Origin of the sequence: Streptomyces sp. NBC_01116, from assembly GCF_041435495.1 — a bacterium.
Classification (GTDB): Bacteria; Actinomycetota; Actinomycetes; order Streptomycetales; family Streptomycetaceae; genus Streptomyces.
Map to the genome: position 1 here is coordinate 3,656,464 of NZ_CP108644.1, position 17,166 is coordinate 3,673,629.

The 17,166-nt window shown below is 67.2% G+C and carries 11 protein-coding genes and 3 rRNA genes; 4 read left to right on the top strand and 10 right to left on the bottom strand.

What is annotated here, in order from left to right:
* Window positions 1–23: 23 nt before the first annotated feature.
* From OG245_RS15980 to OG245_RS16025, 10 genes are all read right to left on the bottom strand, one after another.
* Window positions 24–1,196, bottom strand: coding sequence for an acetoin utilization protein AcuC (locus OG245_RS15980; protein ID WP_371624201.1), 1,173 nt, complete (start codon window positions 1,194–1,196; stop codon window positions 24–26).
* On the bottom strand, window positions 1,165–2,367 hold the full coding sequence (locus tag OG245_RS15985; protein ID WP_371624202.1) for an MFS transporter: 1,203 nt from the start codon (window positions 2,365–2,367) through the stop codon (window positions 1,165–1,167). Before OG245_RS15985 ends, OG245_RS15980 begins: the two co-directional genes overlap by 32 nt.
* A 42-nt stretch (window positions 2,368–2,409) precedes the next feature.
* On the bottom strand, window positions 2,410–3,054 hold the full coding sequence (locus OG245_RS15990; RefSeq protein ID WP_371624203.1) for an HAD family hydrolase: 645 nt from the start codon (window positions 3,052–3,054) through the stop codon (window positions 2,410–2,412).
* Between the two features lie 71 nt (window positions 3,055–3,125).
* Window positions 3,126–3,242: ribosomal RNA gene (rrf, locus tag OG245_RS15995) — 5S ribosomal RNA — on the bottom strand.
* A 77-nt stretch (window positions 3,243–3,319) separates the two neighbouring features.
* A 23S ribosomal RNA gene (locus tag OG245_RS16000) occupies window positions 3,320–6,444 on the bottom strand.
* Window positions 6,445–6,747: 303 nt separating this feature from the next.
* Window positions 6,748–8,273: ribosomal RNA gene (locus OG245_RS16005) — 16S ribosomal RNA — on the bottom strand.
* Together the 16S, 23S and 5S rRNA genes form the textbook arrangement of a ribosomal RNA operon.
* Window positions 8,274–9,019: 746 nt before the next feature.
* Window positions 9,020–9,829 carry a pyrroline-5-carboxylate reductase gene (proC, locus tag OG245_RS16010; RefSeq protein WP_371624204.1) on the bottom strand — a complete coding sequence of 270 codons (810 nt, stop codon included), beginning with the start codon at window positions 9,827–9,829 and terminating at the stop codon, window positions 9,020–9,022.
* 96 nt (window positions 9,830–9,925) lie between these two features.
* A complete protein-coding gene (locus OG245_RS16015; protein WP_371624205.1) occupies window positions 9,926–10,711 on the bottom strand; it encodes an ABC transporter permease in 786 nt (261 codons plus the stop codon).
* Window positions 10,708–11,517: an ABC transporter ATP-binding protein gene (locus tag OG245_RS16020; protein ID WP_371624206.1), complete on the bottom strand. Its 810-nt coding sequence runs from the start codon at window positions 11,515–11,517 to the stop codon at window positions 10,708–10,710. Before OG245_RS16020 ends, OG245_RS16015 begins: the two co-directional genes overlap by 4 nt.
* A gap of 115 nt (window positions 11,518–11,632) precedes the next feature.
* On the bottom strand, window positions 11,633–12,778 hold the full coding sequence (locus OG245_RS16025; protein WP_371624207.1) for an FAD-dependent oxidoreductase: 1,146 nt from the start codon (window positions 12,776–12,778) through the stop codon (window positions 11,633–11,635).
* 273 nt (window positions 12,779–13,051) lie between these two features.
* Between OG245_RS16025 and OG245_RS16030 the strand changes: the two genes are divergently transcribed.
* The 4 genes from OG245_RS16030 to OG245_RS16045 all read left to right on the top strand — a co-directional run bounded on the left by OG245_RS16030 (window position 13,052) and on the right by OG245_RS16045 (window position 17,085).
* A complete protein-coding gene (locus tag OG245_RS16030) occupies window positions 13,052–13,990 on the top strand; it encodes a BTAD domain-containing putative transcriptional regulator (RefSeq protein WP_371624208.1) in 939 nt (312 codons plus the stop codon).
* A 165-nt stretch (window positions 13,991–14,155) separates the two neighbouring features.
* Window positions 14,156–14,575 carry a type II toxin-antitoxin system RatA family toxin gene (locus OG245_RS16035; RefSeq protein WP_371624209.1) on the top strand — a complete coding sequence of 140 codons (420 nt, stop codon included), beginning with the start codon at window positions 14,156–14,158 and terminating at the stop codon, window positions 14,573–14,575.
* Between the two features lie 10 nt (window positions 14,576–14,585).
* Window positions 14,586–15,827 carry an aspartate aminotransferase family protein gene (locus tag OG245_RS16040; protein WP_371624210.1) on the top strand — a complete coding sequence of 414 codons (1,242 nt, stop codon included), beginning with the start codon at window positions 14,586–14,588 and terminating at the stop codon, window positions 15,825–15,827.
* Between the two features lie 64 nt (window positions 15,828–15,891).
* Window positions 15,892–17,085, top strand: a complete 1,194-nt coding sequence (locus OG245_RS16045) for a thioester reductase domain-containing protein (RefSeq protein ID WP_371624211.1) — start codon at window positions 15,892–15,894, stop codon at window positions 17,083–17,085.
* Window positions 17,086–17,166 lie beyond the last annotated feature (81 nt).

The window sequence follows — 17,166 nt, forward strand, 5'->3', positions numbered from 1 at the left end:
AATGCCCCCGCACCGCCCGGACCTCAGGTAAGCAGCCCCCGCGGCGGGAACGCCGCCTTCCGGGACGCCAGCACCGCCTGGTCCAGCCGGTCCGCCGGGTCGTACCCGTCCTCCCAGGCCTTCCAGGACGGCGTACGCCCGTCGGTCATCCGGCCCGGCCCCAGCTGCCGCGTACGGGCGTAGACGAGATCCCGCCAGGACGGCGGCACCACCGACTCCGGATCGACGGGAGCGTGCGCCGCGATCCCGACGAGATGCGTCCACGACCGGGGCACCACGTCCACCACCGCGTAACCGCCGCCGCCCAGCGACACCCAGCGCCCGCCGTCCACGTACCGGTGGGCCAGCTCGTGGCAGGACTCCATGACCGACCGCTGCGCGTCCAGGGAGACCGCGAGATGGGCGAGCGGGTCCTCGAAGTGCGTGTCCGCCCCGTGCTGGGTGACGAGCACCTGGGGCCGGAAGTCGGCGAGCAGCTCGGGCACCACCGCGTGGAACGCCCGCAGCCACCCCGCGTCCCCGGTCCCGGCCGGCAGCGCCACGTTCACCGCGGAGCCCTCCCCCGCCCCGGACCCGGTCTCCTCCGGCCACCCGGTCTGCGGGAAGAGGGTCCTCGGGTGCTCGTGCAGCGAGATCGTCAGCACGCGCGGGTCCTCCCAGAACGCGGCCTGCACCCCGTCCCCGTGGTGGACGTCCACATCGACGTACGCGATCCGCTCCGCGCCCAGCTCCAGCAGCCGGGCGATGGCGAGCGCGGGGTCGTTGTAGACGCAGAACCCGGCGGCCGAACCGGGCATGGCGTGATGCAGCCCCCCGGTGAAGTTCACCGCGTGCTCGCACTCACCCCGCCACACGGCCTCGGCCGCACCCACCGAGAGTCCCGCGATCAGCGCGGACGCCTCGTGCATCCCGGCGAACGCCGGATCGTCCACGGTGCCGAGCCCGTAGTCCTGGTCGGCCTCCCGCGGATCCGCGGAGGCGGCCCGGACCGCCGCCACATAGTCCTCTCGGTGCACGAGCCGCAGGGTGGAGTCCCCCACGGGCTTCGCGGACCGCAGATCCACCGCCCCGTCGAGCCCGAACGCCCGCACCAGCCCCATCGTCAGGGCCAGCCGGACCGGGTCCATGGGGTGCGTCTCCCCGAAGTCGTATCCCGTAACTGCGTCATCCCACATCAGCTGTGTGCGGCCGCTCATGCCCGCCACCGTATCGGGCGGGCTCCGGCCCGAACGCGCGGGCATACACGAGCGTCGCCAGCACCAGGACCATCGGCACGAGCATGGCGCCGCGGTAACTCCACGCATCCCCCAGAGCGCCCACGAGCGGCGAACCGACCAGAAACCCCACATAGTTGAAGATGTTCAACCGGGCCACGGCCGCGTCGCTGTTCCCCGGGAACATCCGCCCGGCCGCCGCGAAGGTCTGCGGCACGATCACGCAGAGCCCGAACCCGAGCATCGTGAACCCGAGCATCCCCGCCCAGGCCCCGGGCGCCACCGCCACGACGGCGAAACCGCCGGCCGCCAGCAGACTCCCGCCCCGCACCACGGCGACCGCCCCGAACCGCCGCACCCCGAGGTCCCCCACGGCCCGCCCCAGCAGGGTCGTCACCATGTAGACGTTGTACGGGACGGTCGCGAGCTGCTCCGAACTGCCGAGCACGTCCTGGAGGTACTTGGCACTCCAGTTGGAGACCGTCGAGTCCCCGATGTACGCGAAGCTCATGACGAGGCACAGCGGCAGCAGCAGCCGGAACGACACGGCCCCGCCGGCGCCCGCCGGGCCGGACTCCTTCGCCCCCGGCCCCTCGCCCTCCGTGTACCACCGGCTCCCGACCAGCGCCGCGGGCAACAGCACCGCCACGACGGGCAGGTAGGACACGAGCAACGACAGGTCCCACCGCGCCCCGGCCCACGCCAGAGACGCCCCCGCGATCCCGCCGAGGCTGTAGGCGGCGTGGAAGCCGAGCATGATGCTGCGCCCGTACGCCCGCTGGAGGCTGACGCCCAGCATGTTCATCGAGGCGTCCAGCGCCCCGACGGCCAGCCCGAAGACGCCGAGCGCGACGGCGACGTGCCACACCTCCCGCCCCGCGCCCACCCCGAGGAGGGCGAGCAGGACCAGGGGCTGGGACCACCGCAGGACGACACCGGGCCGCACCCGCGCGACCACCTTCTCGGTGGCCACGCTGCCGGCCCCCGCCAGGATCGGGACAGCGGCGAGGAAGACGGGCAGCAGCCCGTCGGATATCCCGTACTGGTCCTGAATGGCGGGGATACGCGTCACCAGAAGGGCGAAGGCCACCCCTTGAACGCCGAAGCTCAACCCCAGGGAGGCCCTGCCGTGCCGCAAGCCCGCATCAGTCATGGCCGCGAGCGTAGAGCCAGGCTCTACCCAGGGGTAGATGGATCAGGCGAGCAGTTCGGGAAGCTGGGCCATGTCGGAGAAGTGCCCGGTCACTCCGGTGAGCCGGTCGGCGGGCATCATCGACGTGAACCCGTACACGTCCATCCCCGCGGCACGGGCCGCCTCGACCCCGAGCGGGCTGTCCTCGATGACGACGCACTTCTCCGGAGCGACGCCCATCCGCTCGGCGGCGTAGAGGAACAGGTCCGGCGCCGGCTTGCCCCGTCCGACATCCTCCGAGCTGAAGATCCACTCCTCCTCGAACCACTGGTCGATCCCCGTCTTGCGGTGTCCGACCCGGATCCGCTCGTGGCTCCCGGAGGAGGCGACGCAGTAGTCCACCCCGTCCGCGACGAGCTTGCCGAGCAGCTCCTCGGCTCCCTGCACCCCCACCAGCTCCCGCTGGAAGGCGGCGAACGTGCGGGCGTTGAGCGTGGAGTCGAAGTCCTCGGGCAGCTTCTGCCCGGTCCGCTCCTCGACGAGATCGTGGACCCGGTGCACGGCGGACCCCATGTAGTCACGGAGCGACTCGTCGTACGAGGTGGGGTGACCCAGCTCGGTGAGGTAGCCGGAGAGGACGGTGTTGGCGAGCGGCTCACTGTCGACGAGCACACCATCGTTGTCGAAGATGACCAGTTCGTAGCGCATGGTTCGACCCTAGACGTTCGGAACGCAGAAAAGCCCCGTGCCACAAGGCACGGGGCTTTCCCGGAAAAATTGTTCGGCGGCGTCCTACTCTCCCACAGGGTCCCCCCTGCAGTACCATCGGCGCTGAAAGGCTTAGCTTCCGGGTTCGGAATGTAACCGGGCGTTTCCCTAACGCAATGACCACCGAAACACTATGAAATTAACCAACACCGGAAAAACACGGCCGTTCGTTATTTCAGAACTAACACAGTGGACGCGAGCAACTGAGGACAAGCCCTCGGCCTATTAGTACCAGTCAGCTCCACCCCTTACAGGGCTTCCACATCTGGCCTATCAACCCAGTCGTCTACTGGGAGCCTTAACCCTTCAAGAGGGTGGGAATACTCATCTCGAAGCAGGCTTCCCGCTTAGATGCTTTCAGCGGTTATCCTTTCCGAACGTAGCCAACCAGCCATGCCCTTGGCAGGACAACTGGCACACCAGAGGTTCGTCCGTCCCGGTCCTCTCGTACTAGGGACAGCCCTTCTCAATATTCCTACGCGCACAGCGGATAGGGACCGAACTGTCTCACGACGTTCTAAACCCAGCTCGCGTACCGCTTTAATGGGCGAACAGCCCAACCCTTGGGACCGACTCCAGCCCCAGGATGCGACGAGCCGACATCGAGGTGCCAAACCATCCCGTCGATATGGACTCTTGGGGAAGATCAGCCTGTTATCCCCGGGGTACCTTTTATCCGTTGAGCGACAGCGCTTCCACAAGCCACTGCCGGATCACTAGTCCCGACTTTCGTCCCTGCTCGACCCGTCGGTCTCACAGTCAAGCTCCCTTGTGCACTTACACTCAACACCTGATTGCCAACCAGGCTGAGGGAACCTTTGGGCGCCTCCGTTACTCTTTAGGAGGCAACCGCCCCAGTTAAACTACCCATCAGACACTGTCCCTGATCCGGATCACGGACCCAGGTTAGACATCCAGCACGACCAGAGTGGTATTTCAACGACGACTCCACAACCACTGGCGTGGCCGCTTCAAAGTCTCCCACCTATCCTACACAAGCCGAACCGAACACCAATATCAAACTATAGTAAAGGTCCCGGGGTCTTTCCGTCCTGCTGCGCGAAACGAGCATCTTTACTCGTAGTGCAATTTCACCGGGCCTATGGTTGAGACAGTCGAGAAGTCGTTACGCCATTCGTGCAGGTCGGAACTTACCCGACAAGGAATTTCGCTACCTTAGGATGGTTATAGTTACCACCGCCGTTTACTGGCGCTTAAGTTCTCAGCTTCGCCACCCCGAAAGGCAGCTAACCGGTCCCCTTAACGTTCCAGCACCGGGCAGGCGTCAGTCCGTATACATCGCCTTACGGCTTCGCACGGACCTGTGTTTTTAGTAAACAGTCGCTTCTCGCTGGTCTCTGCGGCCACCCCCAGCTCAAGCAGCAAGTGCTATCACCAGTGATGGCCCCCCTTCTCCCGAAGTTACGGGGGCATTTTGCCGAGTTCCTTAACCATAGTTCACCCGAACGCCTCGGTATTCTCTACCTGACCACCTGAGTCGGTTTAGGGTACGGGCCGCCATGAAACTCGCTAGAGGCTTTTCTCGACAGCATAGGATCATCCACTTCACCACAATCGGCTCGGCATCAGGTCTCACCCTTAACGTGTGACGGATTTGCCTACCACACGGGCTACACCCTTACCCCGGGACAACCACCGCCCGGGCTGGACTACCTTCCTGCGTCACCCCATCGCTTACCTACTACAAGTCTGGTTCATCGGCTCCACCACTACCCTCAACTCCGAAGAGATCGGGCCGGCTTCACGGACTTAGCATCGCCTGATTCAGTACTGGGCGTTTCAAAGCGGGTACCGGAATATCAACCGGTTGTCCATCGACTACGCCTGTCGGCCTCGCCTTAGGTCCCGACTTACCCTGGGCAGATCAGCTTGACCCAGGAACCCTTAGTCAATCGGCGCACACGTTTCTCACGTGTGTATCGCTACTCATGCCTGCATTCTCACTCGTGAACCGTCCACAACTCGCTTCCGCGGCTGCTTCACCCGGCACACGACGCTCCCCTACCCATCCGTACTCCCGTTGGGGATATATGTACGAATGACACGACTTCGGCGGTACGCTTGAGCCCCGCTACATTGTCGGCGCGGAATCACTTGACCAGTGAGCTATTACGCACTCTTTCAAGGGTGGCTGCTTCTAAGCCAACCTCCTGGTTGTCTCTGCGACTCCACATCCTTTCCCACTTAGCGTACGCTTAGGGGCCTTAGTCGATGCTCTGGGCTGTTTCCCTCTCGACCATGGAGCTTATCCCCCACAGTCTCACTGCCGCGCTCTCACTTACCGGCATTCGGAGTTTGGCTAAGGTCAGTAACCCGGTAGGGCCCATCGCCTATCCAGTGCTCTACCTCCGGCAAGAAACACACGACGCTGCACCTAAATGCATTTCGGGGAGAACCAGCTATCACGGAGTTTGATTGGCCTTTCACCCCTAACCACAGGTCATCCCCCAGGTTTTCAACCCTGGTGGGTTCGGTCCTCCACGAAGTCTTACCTCCGCTTCAACCTGCCCATGGCTAGATCACTCCGCTTCGGGTCTAGAGCGTGCAACTCAATCGCCCTGTTCGGACTCGCTTTCGCTACGGCTTCCCCACACGGGTTAACCTCGCTACACACCGCTAACTCGCAGGCTCATTCTTCAAAAGGCACGCAGTCACGACTGCATGTGCAAGCACATACAGCGACGCTCCCACGGCTTGTAGGCACACGGTTTCAGGTACTATTTCACTCCGCTCCCGCGGTACTTTTCACCATTCCCTCACGGTACTATCCGCTATCGGTCACCAGGGAATATTTAGGCTTAGCGGGTGGTCCCGCCAGATTCACACGGGATTTCTCGGGCCCCGTGCTACTTGGGTGTCTCTCAAACGAGCCGTTGATGTTTCAGCTACGGGGGTCTTACCCTCTACGCCGGACCTTTCGCATGTCCTTCGCCTACATCAACGGTTTCTGACTCGTCCCACAGCCGGCAGACTGTGAAAGAGAGATCCCACAACCCCGCATGCGCAACCCCTGCCGGGTATCACACGCATACGGTTTGGCCTCATCCAGTTTCGCTCGCCACTACTCCCGGAATCACGGTTGTTTTCTCTTCCTGAGGGTACTGAGATGTTTCACTTCCCCTCGTTCCCTCCACACTGCCTATGTGTTCAGCAGCGGGTGACAGCCCATGACGACTGCCGGGTTTCCCCATTCGGAAACCCCCGGATCAAAGCTTGGTTGACAGCTCCCCGGGGACTATCGTGGCCTCCCACGTCCTTCATCGGTTCCTGGTGCCAAGGCATCCACCGTGCGCCCTTAAAAACTTGGCCACAGATGCTCGCGTCCACTGTGCAGTTCTCAAACAACGACCAGCCACCCATCACCCCACCCCTAAGGGCGAGTTCACTGGGGCCGGCAACCGAAGGACAGACTCAAACGAGCCCGTACCCTCAGATACCCAACAACGTGCCCGACACGACCAACCCGTTCCCGTTTTCCACGCCGAAGCAGTACTCACGAAACCGTGCTCATCGTGCCGAATAGTCAACGTTCCACCCATGAGCAACCAGCACCGAACATTCGCCGGTGTACTGGCCTCTGACCAAGCGAACCTGGTAAGAAGTGCTCCTTAGAAAGGAGGTGATCCAGCCGCACCTTCCGGTACGGCTACCTTGTTACGACTTCGTCCCAATCGCCAGTCCCACCTTCGACAGCTCCCTCCCACAAGGGGTTGGGCCACCGGCTTCGGGTGTTACCGACTTTCGTGACGTGACGGGCGGTGTGTACAAGGCCCGGGAACGTATTCACCGCAGCAATGCTGATCTGCGATTACTAGCAACTCCGACTTCATGGGGTCGAGTTGCAGACCCCAATCCGAACTGAGACCGGCTTTTTGAGATTCGCTCCGCCTCGCGGCATCGCAGCTCATTGTACCGGCCATTGTAGCACGTGTGCAGCCCAAGACATAAGGGGCATGATGACTTGACGTCGTCCCCACCTTCCTCCGAGTTGACCCCGGCAGTCTCCTGTGAGTCCCCATCACCCCGAAGGGCATGCTGGCAACACAGAACAAGGGTTGCGCTCGTTGCGGGACTTAACCCAACATCTCACGACACGAGCTGACGACAGCCATGCACCACCTGTATACCGACCACAAGGGGGGCACCATCTCTGATGCTTTCCGGTATATGTCAAGCCTTGGTAAGGTTCTTCGCGTTGCGTCGAATTAAGCCACATGCTCCGCTGCTTGTGCGGGCCCCCGTCAATTCCTTTGAGTTTTAGCCTTGCGGCCGTACTCCCCAGGCGGGGAACTTAATGCGTTAGCTGCGGCACCGACGACGTGGAATGTCGCCAACACCTAGTTCCCAACGTTTACGGCGTGGACTACCAGGGTATCTAATCCTGTTCGCTCCCCACGCTTTCGCTCCTCAGCGTCAGTAATGGCCCAGAGATCCGCCTTCGCCACCGGTGTTCCTCCTGATATCTGCGCATTTCACCGCTACACCAGGAATTCCGATCTCCCCTACCACACTCTAGCTAGCCCGTATCGAATGCAGACCCGGGGTTAAGCCCCGGGCTTTCACATCCGACGTGACAAGCCGCCTACGAGCTCTTTACGCCCAATAATTCCGGACAACGCTTGCGCCCTACGTATTACCGCGGCTGCTGGCACGTAGTTAGCCGGCGCTTCTTCTGCAGGTACCGTCACTTTCGCTTCTTCCCTGCTGAAAGAGGTTTACAACCCGAAGGCCGTCATCCCTCACGCGGCGTCGCTGCATCAGGCTTTCGCCCATTGTGCAATATTCCCCACTGCTGCCTCCCGTAGGAGTCTGGGCCGTGTCTCAGTCCCAGTGTGGCCGGTCGCCCTCTCAGGCCGGCTACCCGTCGTCGCCTTGGTAGGCCATTACCCCACCAACAAGCTGATAGGCCGCGGGCTCATCCTTCACCGCCGGAGCTTTTAACCCCGTCCCATGCGGGACAGAGTGTTATCCGGTATTAGACCCCGTTTCCAGGGCTTGTCCCAGAGTGAAGGGCAGATTGCCCACGTGTTACTCACCCGTTCGCCACTAATCCACCCCGAAAGGCTTCATCGTTCGACTTGCATGTGTTAAGCACGCCGCCAGCGTTCGTCCTGAGCCAGGATCAAACTCTCCGTGAATGTTTACCCGTAATCGGGTGCACACATCACGAGAGCGGAACAACCGGTCGGAATAAGACCCGTTGTTCACAGCGTCCTCGCTGTGTAATTGCCTGCCTAAGCCACCGAAGTGGACCCGCAGGACTTTCAAAGGAACCACCAACCTGCCGAAGCAGGCCGGGGTATCAACATATCTGGCGTTGACTTTTGGCACGCTGTTGAGTTCTCAAGGAACGGACGCTTCCTTCGGTCCCGTATCACCGGGGCCCTCCGGGCGCTTCCCTTCGTTTACTTCTTTTGTCTCGCTGTCTTGCGTTTCCGACTCTATCAGACTCTTTCGTGTCCGATTCCCGGTCGAAGCGGGTCTCGCATCCCGCCTTCCAGGTCCTTCGCTTTCGCGTTTTCCCTTTCCGGCGAGTCCGACTCTATCAGATCCTTTCGGGCCTGATTCCCAGTCAGCGGGGGCTGCCTTCACGGCCGTTGGGCCGTTCCGACGAGTGAGACTTTAGCGGAATCCTGCGCCCCGACGCTAATCGGGGTGCGTTCTCTCGAACGCGGATTCCTCATTTCGCGCAGGCACACGAAAAAGCATGCGACACGAGGTCGCGTGTTCTGTCGTGGTCACTGCGGAATGGCTGTCCGGGGACCGACCGGGGTCGGCGCTCACGTCGGACAACTCGGAGCACACTACGGATGTGTCCGGAGTGTGTCAACCCCCGGCCGGTGGTGCCGGTGGCCGGGGGCGGACGGTGGGGCTGAGCTGGGCGTCAGCCGTTGCCGGAGGCCAGTTCGCGGCTGCGGTCGCGGGCCGCCTCCAGGGCGGCGATGAGGGCCGCGCGCACTCCGTGGTTCTCCAGCTCGCGGATGGCGCTGATGGTGGTGCCGGCCGGGCTGGTCACGGCTTCGCGGAGCTTGACCGGGTGTTCGCCGCTGTCCCGGAGCATGACGGCGGCGCCGATCGCGGCCTGGACGATGAGGTCGTGGGCCTGGGCGCGGGGCAGGCCGAGCAGGATGCCCGCGTCGGTCATGGCCTCGACCAGGAAGTAGAAGTAGGCGGGGCCGGAGCCCGAGAGGGCGGTCGCCGCGTCCTGCTGGGACTCCGGGACGCGCAGGGTCTTGCCGACGCCGCCGAAGATCTCCTCGGCGGTGGCGAGGTGCGCGCCGGTGGCGTGGCTGCCGGCCGAGATGACGGACATGCCCTCGTCCACGAGGACCGGGGTGTTGGGCATGACCCGGACGACCGGGGTGTCCGGGGTGAGCCGGTCCTCGATGAACGCGGTGGTGATGCCGGCCGCGGCGCTGATGACCAGGCGGTCGGCGGTGACGTGCGGGGCCAGCTCGTCCAGGAGCTTGCCCATGTCCTGCGGCTTGACCGCGAGGATGAGGACGTCGGCGTTCTTCGCCGCCTCCGCGTTGGTGACGGACTCGACCCCGTACCGCGTGTGGAGTTCCCGGGCCCGGTCGCCGCGACGGGTGGTCACCAGGAGGTCGGCCGGTCGCCAGCCCGCCCGGATCATCCCGCTGAGCAGGGCCTCGCCGATCTTGCCGGTGCCGAGGACTGCGACTGTCTGGGTCATGCGTTCACCCTCCGGGCGGTGCTGGGCTGTGCTCTGCTGTCGAGCGTCTGGTTCGGCTGTCCCGCCGTCTTCCCCGTCATCCTCGCACCGGGGTTCTCACGGCGTACGGCGGCGGAGGGTGATCGCGCCGAGGCAGAGGACCAGGAGGGCGCTTCCCGTGACGACGGCGATGTCGCGGACGAAGTCGCCGGTGATGTCGGGGTGGTGGAGGACCTGGTTCATGCCGTCGACCGCGTAGGACATGGGCAGGACGTTGGAGATCGCCTCCAGGACCGGGTGCATCGCCTCGCGCGGGGTGAACAGGCCGCACAGCAGGAGCTGCGGGAAGATCACCGCCGGCATGAACTGGACCGCCTGGAACTCGGACGCGGCGAACGCCGAGACGAACAGGCCGAGCGCGGTGCCGAGCAGGGCGTCGAGCAGGGCGACCAGGAGCAGCAGCCACGGCGAGCCGACGACGTCCAGGCCGAGCAGCCAGAGGGAGACGGCCGTGGCGAGCGCCGACTGGAGGACCGCGACCGCGCCGAACGCGAGGGCGTAGCCCGCGATCAGGTCGGCCTTGCCGAGCGGGAGGGCGAGGAGGCGCTCCAGGGTGCCCGAGGTGCGTTCGCGCAGGGTGGCGATCGAGGTGACCAGGAACATCGTGATCAGCGGGAAGATGCCGAGGAGGGAGGCTCCGGTCGCGTCGAAGGTCCCGGCCGCGCCGTCGAAGACGTAACGGAGCAGCGTGATCAGCAGGACCGGGACGATCACGAGGAGCGCGATCGTGCGGGGGTCGTGGGTCAGCTGGCGCAGGACGCGGGCGGCGGTGGCGGTCGTGCGGGACGGGGTGAGCGTGCGGGCGGGTGCGCCCTCGGGCGCGGGCGGGGCGGTGGCCTTCATCGGGAGTCCTCCCGGGTGGCGGGCGCGGCTTCGTCGACCAGGCGGAGGAACGCGTCCTCGACGGTCTCCGTGCCGGTGCGGCGGCGCAGTGCGTCGGGGGTGTCCTCGGCGAGGATCAGGCCGTCCCGCATCAGGAGGAGGCGGTGGCAGCGCTCGGCCTCGTCCATGACGTGCGAGGAGACGAGGAGTGCGGTGCCGCGGTCGGCGGCCAGGCGGTGGAAGAGGTCCCAGAGGTCCCGGCGGAGTACGGGGTCGAGCCCGACGGTCGGTTCGTCCAGGACCAGCAGCTCCGGGGTGCCGAGGAGGGCGACGGCCAGGGAGACGCGGCTGCGCTGGCCGCCGGAGAGCGCCCCGGCGAGGTCGCCGGAGTGGCTGGTGAGGTCGACGTCACCGATGGCGCGGGTGACGGCGTCGCGGCGGGCGGCCCGGTGGGCGCGGCCGGGGTGCAGGACGGCGGCGAAGTAGTCGAGGTTCTGCCGGACGGTGAGGTCGGTGTAGACGGAGGGCGCCTGGGTGACGTAACCGATGCGGCTGCGCAGCGCCGGGTCGCCCGCGGGGCGGCCGAGGACGTCGAGGGTGCCGGTGGCCCGGGCCTGGGTGCCGACCACGGTGCGCATGAGCGTGGTCTTGCCGCAGCCCGAGGGGCCGAGGAGGCCGGTGATGCTGCCGGGGCGGACGGTGAAGTCGAGGGCGCGCAGAACGGTGCGGTCGCCGCGCACGACGGTGAGGCCGCGGGCTGCGATCGCCGGGGGTGGCGGGTGTGTCGGGGTCTCGGCCGGGGGTGCCCCGGGTTCGCTATTCATCATATGGTGAATTCTTCGCCCGGCCGTGCCGCCCGTCAAGGAGTGCGGGCGCACCGGTCCCCCGCGCGGTGGAGGCGTCCTCGTGGCGCGGGGTTCAGCCGCGTGCCGGGCGCTCAGCTCAGCGAAGGCCGCCGATCGCGGCGGCGTCCGGGACGGCCCCGGCTCCGGTCCCGGCTCCGAGGAGGAGGTCCGCGAGGGCGTCGCCGATGCCGGTGGAGTGCTGGAGCCCCCGGGTGCCGCTGCCGCCCGCGACCACCAGGCGGGGGTCGCCGGCCGGGCTGTCGAGGACGAAGGGCGCGCCCGGGGTGCGGGTCGTCCGGGACGCCGCGGTCCTGGCGGGCAGCGGGTGCAGGCCCGGCACCTTCGCGGGCAGCAGCTTCGCGAGACCGGACCAGTCCTCGTACAGCACGGCCGGGTCCACGTCGTCGGGGTCCGTCGGCTTGGCCACCCCCCGGTCCTCCAGGCTCAGTCTGATGTCCTGGTCGCCCTCGGCCCCGCTGCCGTGCAGGACCCGGCCGTCGTCGAACTCGCGCACGAAGACGGGGAACTCCTCCGGAGCGAAGCCCGCGTCCGCTTCGAGCGGGCGGAACCAGGTGACCGGCGCGCGGTACGTCTCCAGCGGGACCTCGGGGACCAGCCTCGACAGCCAGGGGCCGGCCGTCACCGCGACCCGGCGTACCCGGACGTCCCGCTGGGCCGAGCGCAGCACGACGCCGCCCGGGACGAGGTCGATCGCGGTGATCCGGGTGTACTCGAAGACCCGGGCTCCGGCGGTCCGGGCGGCACCGACGGCGGCGTGGAGGGCGGCCTCCGGGCGGAGCAGCCCGGCGGACGGCTCCCACACGCCGATGTGGTGGTCGGGGACCCCGGTGTGGCGCGGGTACTGGAAGCGGAGCGCGCGGGCGGAGAAGGTGCGGACGTCGATGTCGTGGTCGCGTGCCGTCCGCAGGGCGCCCCCGGCCGTCGGACCGTCCTGCGGGCCGACCACGAGTCCGCCGGAGGGGACGAACAGCCGCGTGCGCGCGGCGTCCTCCAGCTCCGCCCACAGCTCCCGTGACCGGCGGGCCAGCGCGACGAGTCCCGGGTGCTCGGAGCGGCTGAGCCGGAACATGGTGGAGCCCGGCTGCCGCGAGTCGGCGTCCCGGCCCACGGCGGACTGGTCGAAGCCCAGGACGTCGACGCCCCGGGCGGCCAGGCGCCACAGGGCCGAGGCCCCCCACGAACCGAGTCCGACGACGGCCGCCTCCGCATCCCACCGGGTCATGTCATGCGCTCCTGTCCTTGCTGTCGGTGCATGGGAAGCAGGCCATCACGGTTTCGGCGTGCGGGGCCTGAGTAACCGGTACTCAGCTTCCGGAACCCGCTTCCCCGCCGCCCGGAGCCCCCGGAGACATCGCGCGGGCGCGGGCGAGGAGCGGCACGGCGCGCGGAGAAGGCCGGGGTTTGAGTACCTGGGTACTCACGATGCGGACCACGGGGACGTGATGGCCTCGGTGACGCGGCACCGTGCAGGCCGCGCGGACCGGTGGAGGCTGTGATGCAGTTCCGTGTACTGGGTGCCCCTGAGATCTACGACGATGTCAGGCGGCGGAGCATTCCGTTGAACAGCCCCAAGCAGCGTGTGCTGCTCGGCGTACTCCTGGTGCGCCTGGACTCCGTGGTTCCCACGGACACCCTGATCAACGAGCTGTGGGGGCGCAACGCCCCCGACAAGGCGATCAACGCGCTGCAGGCGCACGTCTCACGGCTGCGCCAGCAGCTGATCGAGGCGGAGCCGCCGCGGGCGAACACCCCCCGTCTCATCGCGCGCGGTTCCGGCTATCTGCTCCAGGCCGGGCCGGAGGAGCTCGACAGCGTGCAGTTCCGGTTACGGACGGCGCGGGCGCGACGGCAGCTGGCGACGGACCCGGAGGCCGCCGCCGCCCTGCTGCGCAGGGCGCTCGGGCTGTGGCGCGGACCGGCGCTGGACGGCGCTTCGCACGGTCCGCTGTGCGCGGGGGTCGCGGCCCGGCTGGAGGAGGAACGCCTGTCGGCCGTGGAGGACCTGTGCGAGGCATCCCTCCGGCTCGGCCGGCACCGCCAGGTGATCGGCCGGCTGGAGGAGCTGGTCTCCGTACACCCTCAGCGGGAGCGGTTCCGCGAGCAGTTGGCGCTCGCGCTCCAGCGGAGCGGCGCGTCGACGGTGCGGAGGCTGCGCGCTCCCGAGGACGACCGGGGCGGGCACGGTTCCGCCGTACGGCAGATACACGAGGCCGGTCATGGCCGGGGCGGCCTCTGGGCGCTGGAGCACGACGGTGAGGAGGGCGTCGGGGACCAGGCGCACCCGCACGAGGAGGGCGACGACCTGGAGGTGGTGCGGCTGCGCCGCCGGGTGGACCAGCTGTCCAGCGAGCAGCGTTCGATGCGGGCCGAGCTGGACCGGCTGACGGCCCTGGTGGAGCGGGGCGGTACGGCGCAGCGGCGGGACTCCGCCTGAGGGGCGCGGGCGTCCGCGCCCGCCGCGGCGTCCGGTCCGCGGGCGCCCCGTCAGGCTGTCAATGACGTGTCAGGTATGCCCTCGCGACCGGCTGATCGGACGGTCGGCGCTCCTAAAATGCGGATCGCCGAAGAATCCCCTGAATAGCGAGGAGAGGAAATTCCCGTGGCCGTACTGCATGAAATTCACCGGGGCGCCGGAAGTCCTGATCAGCTGTGGAAGGCACTGCTGGACATCGAGGCGTTCCCTTCGTACATGGGCGGCGTCAACGAGGTCGAGATAACCGGCGAGAAGGACGGCCTCCGCGAAAGCAGCTGGGTGGTCGAGCTCAAGGGGTCGGAGATGGAGTGGGAGCAGGAGGACGTCATCGACGCCGAGCGGCGCCGGGTCGCGTTTCGGCAGGTGGAGGGCGATCTCGCGCTCTACGAGGGGTACTGGCAGGTCGTGGAGGACGCGGAGGGGACCGGCCTGGAGCTGAAGGTGGAATTCGATATCGGCCTGCCGATGGTCGCCGAGATGATTCACCCCGCTGTGGCCAAGGCGCTTGAGGGCTACCAGCGGGACATCGTCGGCCAGAGCGTCTAGGGGGAAAACCATGAGTGAACTTCGTGCGGACGATGCCAAGGCGACCTTCCGACGGGTGAAGAAGCACTTCTCCCCCGCTCTTTCGGTGGCCGGGAAGTTCAGTGGGCAGGGCGCTGTGGAGTCTTCCTCCGAAGGCTGCCGGGTGACCTTGTCGGACGGCCGTTCCGTGCTGGACTTCGGCTCGTACGCCGTGGCTCTGCTCGGGCACCGCAACCCGGCCGTGGTCGACGCGGTCCGGGCGCAGTTGGACGTCCTGCCCACCTCCACCCGGACGGTCCAGAACCCGGCGGCCCCGCTGGCCGCGGAGAAGCTGACCGAGTACCTGGGCGGAACGCTGAACCGGGTCTACTTCGGGTGCGGCGGCGCCGACGCCGTGGAGGTCGCGTTGAAGCTCGCGCGGCTGGCGACCGGCCGGACCACGGTCGTGGCCGTCGAGGGCGCGTTCCACGGGAAGACCCTCGGGGCGCTGTCGCTGACCCACAACGACAGGTTCCGCGCCGGACTGGAGCCGTTGCTGCGGGACGTCGTGCACATCGCCCCCGACGACCCGGAGGCGGTGGCGCGGGTCATCGCCGAGCGGGACGTCGCCGCCGTCTTCTTCGAACCGGTGCAGGCCGAGAACGGCGTGCGGATCCTGGACGAAGCCGTCCTGTCCCGCTGGTGCCAGGACGCGCGGGAGCACGGCGCGTTCGTCGTCTCGGACGAGATCCAGGTGGGGCTGCGGCGGTGCGGCGCGCGGTCGTTGGCGCTGGAGGCCGGTCTGCCGGTGGACGCCGTGCTGCTCGGCAAGCCGCTCGGCGGCGGAGTGGTGCCGGTGTCGGCGGCTGTCGGCAACGACCGGCTGTTCGCGCCGCTGCTGGCCGACCCGATGCTGCACACCGCGACGTTCAGCGGCCACCCCCTGGGTACGGGCGTGATCCCCACGGCGCTGGCCGCCATCGAGGAGCACGTCGAGGACGGTGAGCGGATCGCCGCGGCGCTGTCCGCCGGTCTGGCCGAGATCGAGGACCGCCACGGCGACGTGGTGGCCGGGACGCGGGGCCGGGGTCTGCTGTGGGGCATCGACTTCACCACGGCCGAGGTCTCCGGCAACGTGCTGGCGGCCCTGGCCGGCAGCGGTCTCGTCATCTCCCCCTGCATCAGCCGTCCGACGACGCTGCGGCTGCTGCCCCCGATCATCGCGTCGGACGAAGACGTGAAGGAGGCCCTGTCGCTGCTCGGCGGGGCGATAGCCCAGGCCGCCGGCGGCTGAGTCCGCCGCTTTGATGCGTCACGGATCCGGGGACCGTGTCCCGGGAAAGGAACGAAGAAGACTGATGACTCCGCCCACGTATGCGGGAATCGCCGAGGAGTTCGCGGAGGATGTCGTGCTCGCCGACGACATCACCGGTTTCGACGCGAAGGACCCGAGCACGGTCTCCGAGGTGCTGCTCACCGGCGCGACCGGGTTCCTCGGGAGCTTCCTGCTGAAGGACCTGTTGGCGCACGGCCTGACCGTGCACTGCCTGGTACGGGCCGCCGACGCCGAGGCGGGTCTCGCGCGGCTGCGCAAGACGCTCGGCTCCTACGAGGTGCTGGACCAGGTGGACCTCTCCCGCGTCCGGGTCGTGACCGGGGACGTCACGCGTCCCCGGCTCGGCATGGAGGAGGACGTGTACGCGGAGCTGGCCGCGCGCATCGGCGCGGTCTACCACTCCGCGGCCAAGGTCAACTTCCTCACCCTCTACAAGTGGCTGCGCAAGCCGACGGTGGACGCCACCCACGAGGTCCTGCGGCTGGCGTGCGCGTCCGGCGCCACGCTGCACCACGTCTCGACGACCGGCATCTTCGAGCCCAAGGAGCACGAGACCCCGCGGAAGGAGTCGGACCCGACCGGGCCGCCCGAGTCGCTGTCCCTCGGATACACCAAGAGCAAGTGGGTGGCCGAGCAGTTGGTGCTGGAGGCCCACCGGCGCGGGGTGCCGGTGACCGTCCACCGGCCGGGGCAGGTGTGGGGCGACTCGACCACCGGGGCCTGCCAGCCGAACGACTTCGTGTGGCGGTTCATCAAGGGGTCGATCCAGGCGGGCGTGTATCCGCGGCGGTTCGGGCTGGACATGAACATGGTGCCGGTCGACTACGTGAGCGCCGCGCTGGTCGCCGCCTCCCGTGACGCCCGGTCGACCGGGCAGGTGTTCCACCAGGTGAGCGCGGGCTCGCTGGATTCGGACCGGATCCTCGAACTCGTCCGCGGCACCGGGTACGAGATCCGGGAAGTCAGCATCCTGAAGTGGATGAAGGCGGTGTCGGCCGATGTGCAGAACTCGATGTTCCCCCTCATGCGGCTGATCGTGGACCTGGAGAGGTTCGAGGCGGCGGAGTTCTCCGACGAGGCCACGCGGGCGTTCCTGAGCGACTCGGGGGTCGTCCGCCCGGAGATCGACGAGGCGCTGTTCGCCACCTACGTCTCCTACTTCGTCCGCCAGGGCACGCTGCCCGAACCGGTGGCGGCCACCGCGGGGGTGAGCTGACGGGCGGCCCCGGGCCGGGACGGGCCGGAGGGCGGTGGCCGACGAGGACTCCCGTCGGCCACCGCCCTCCGCCCGCCGGTC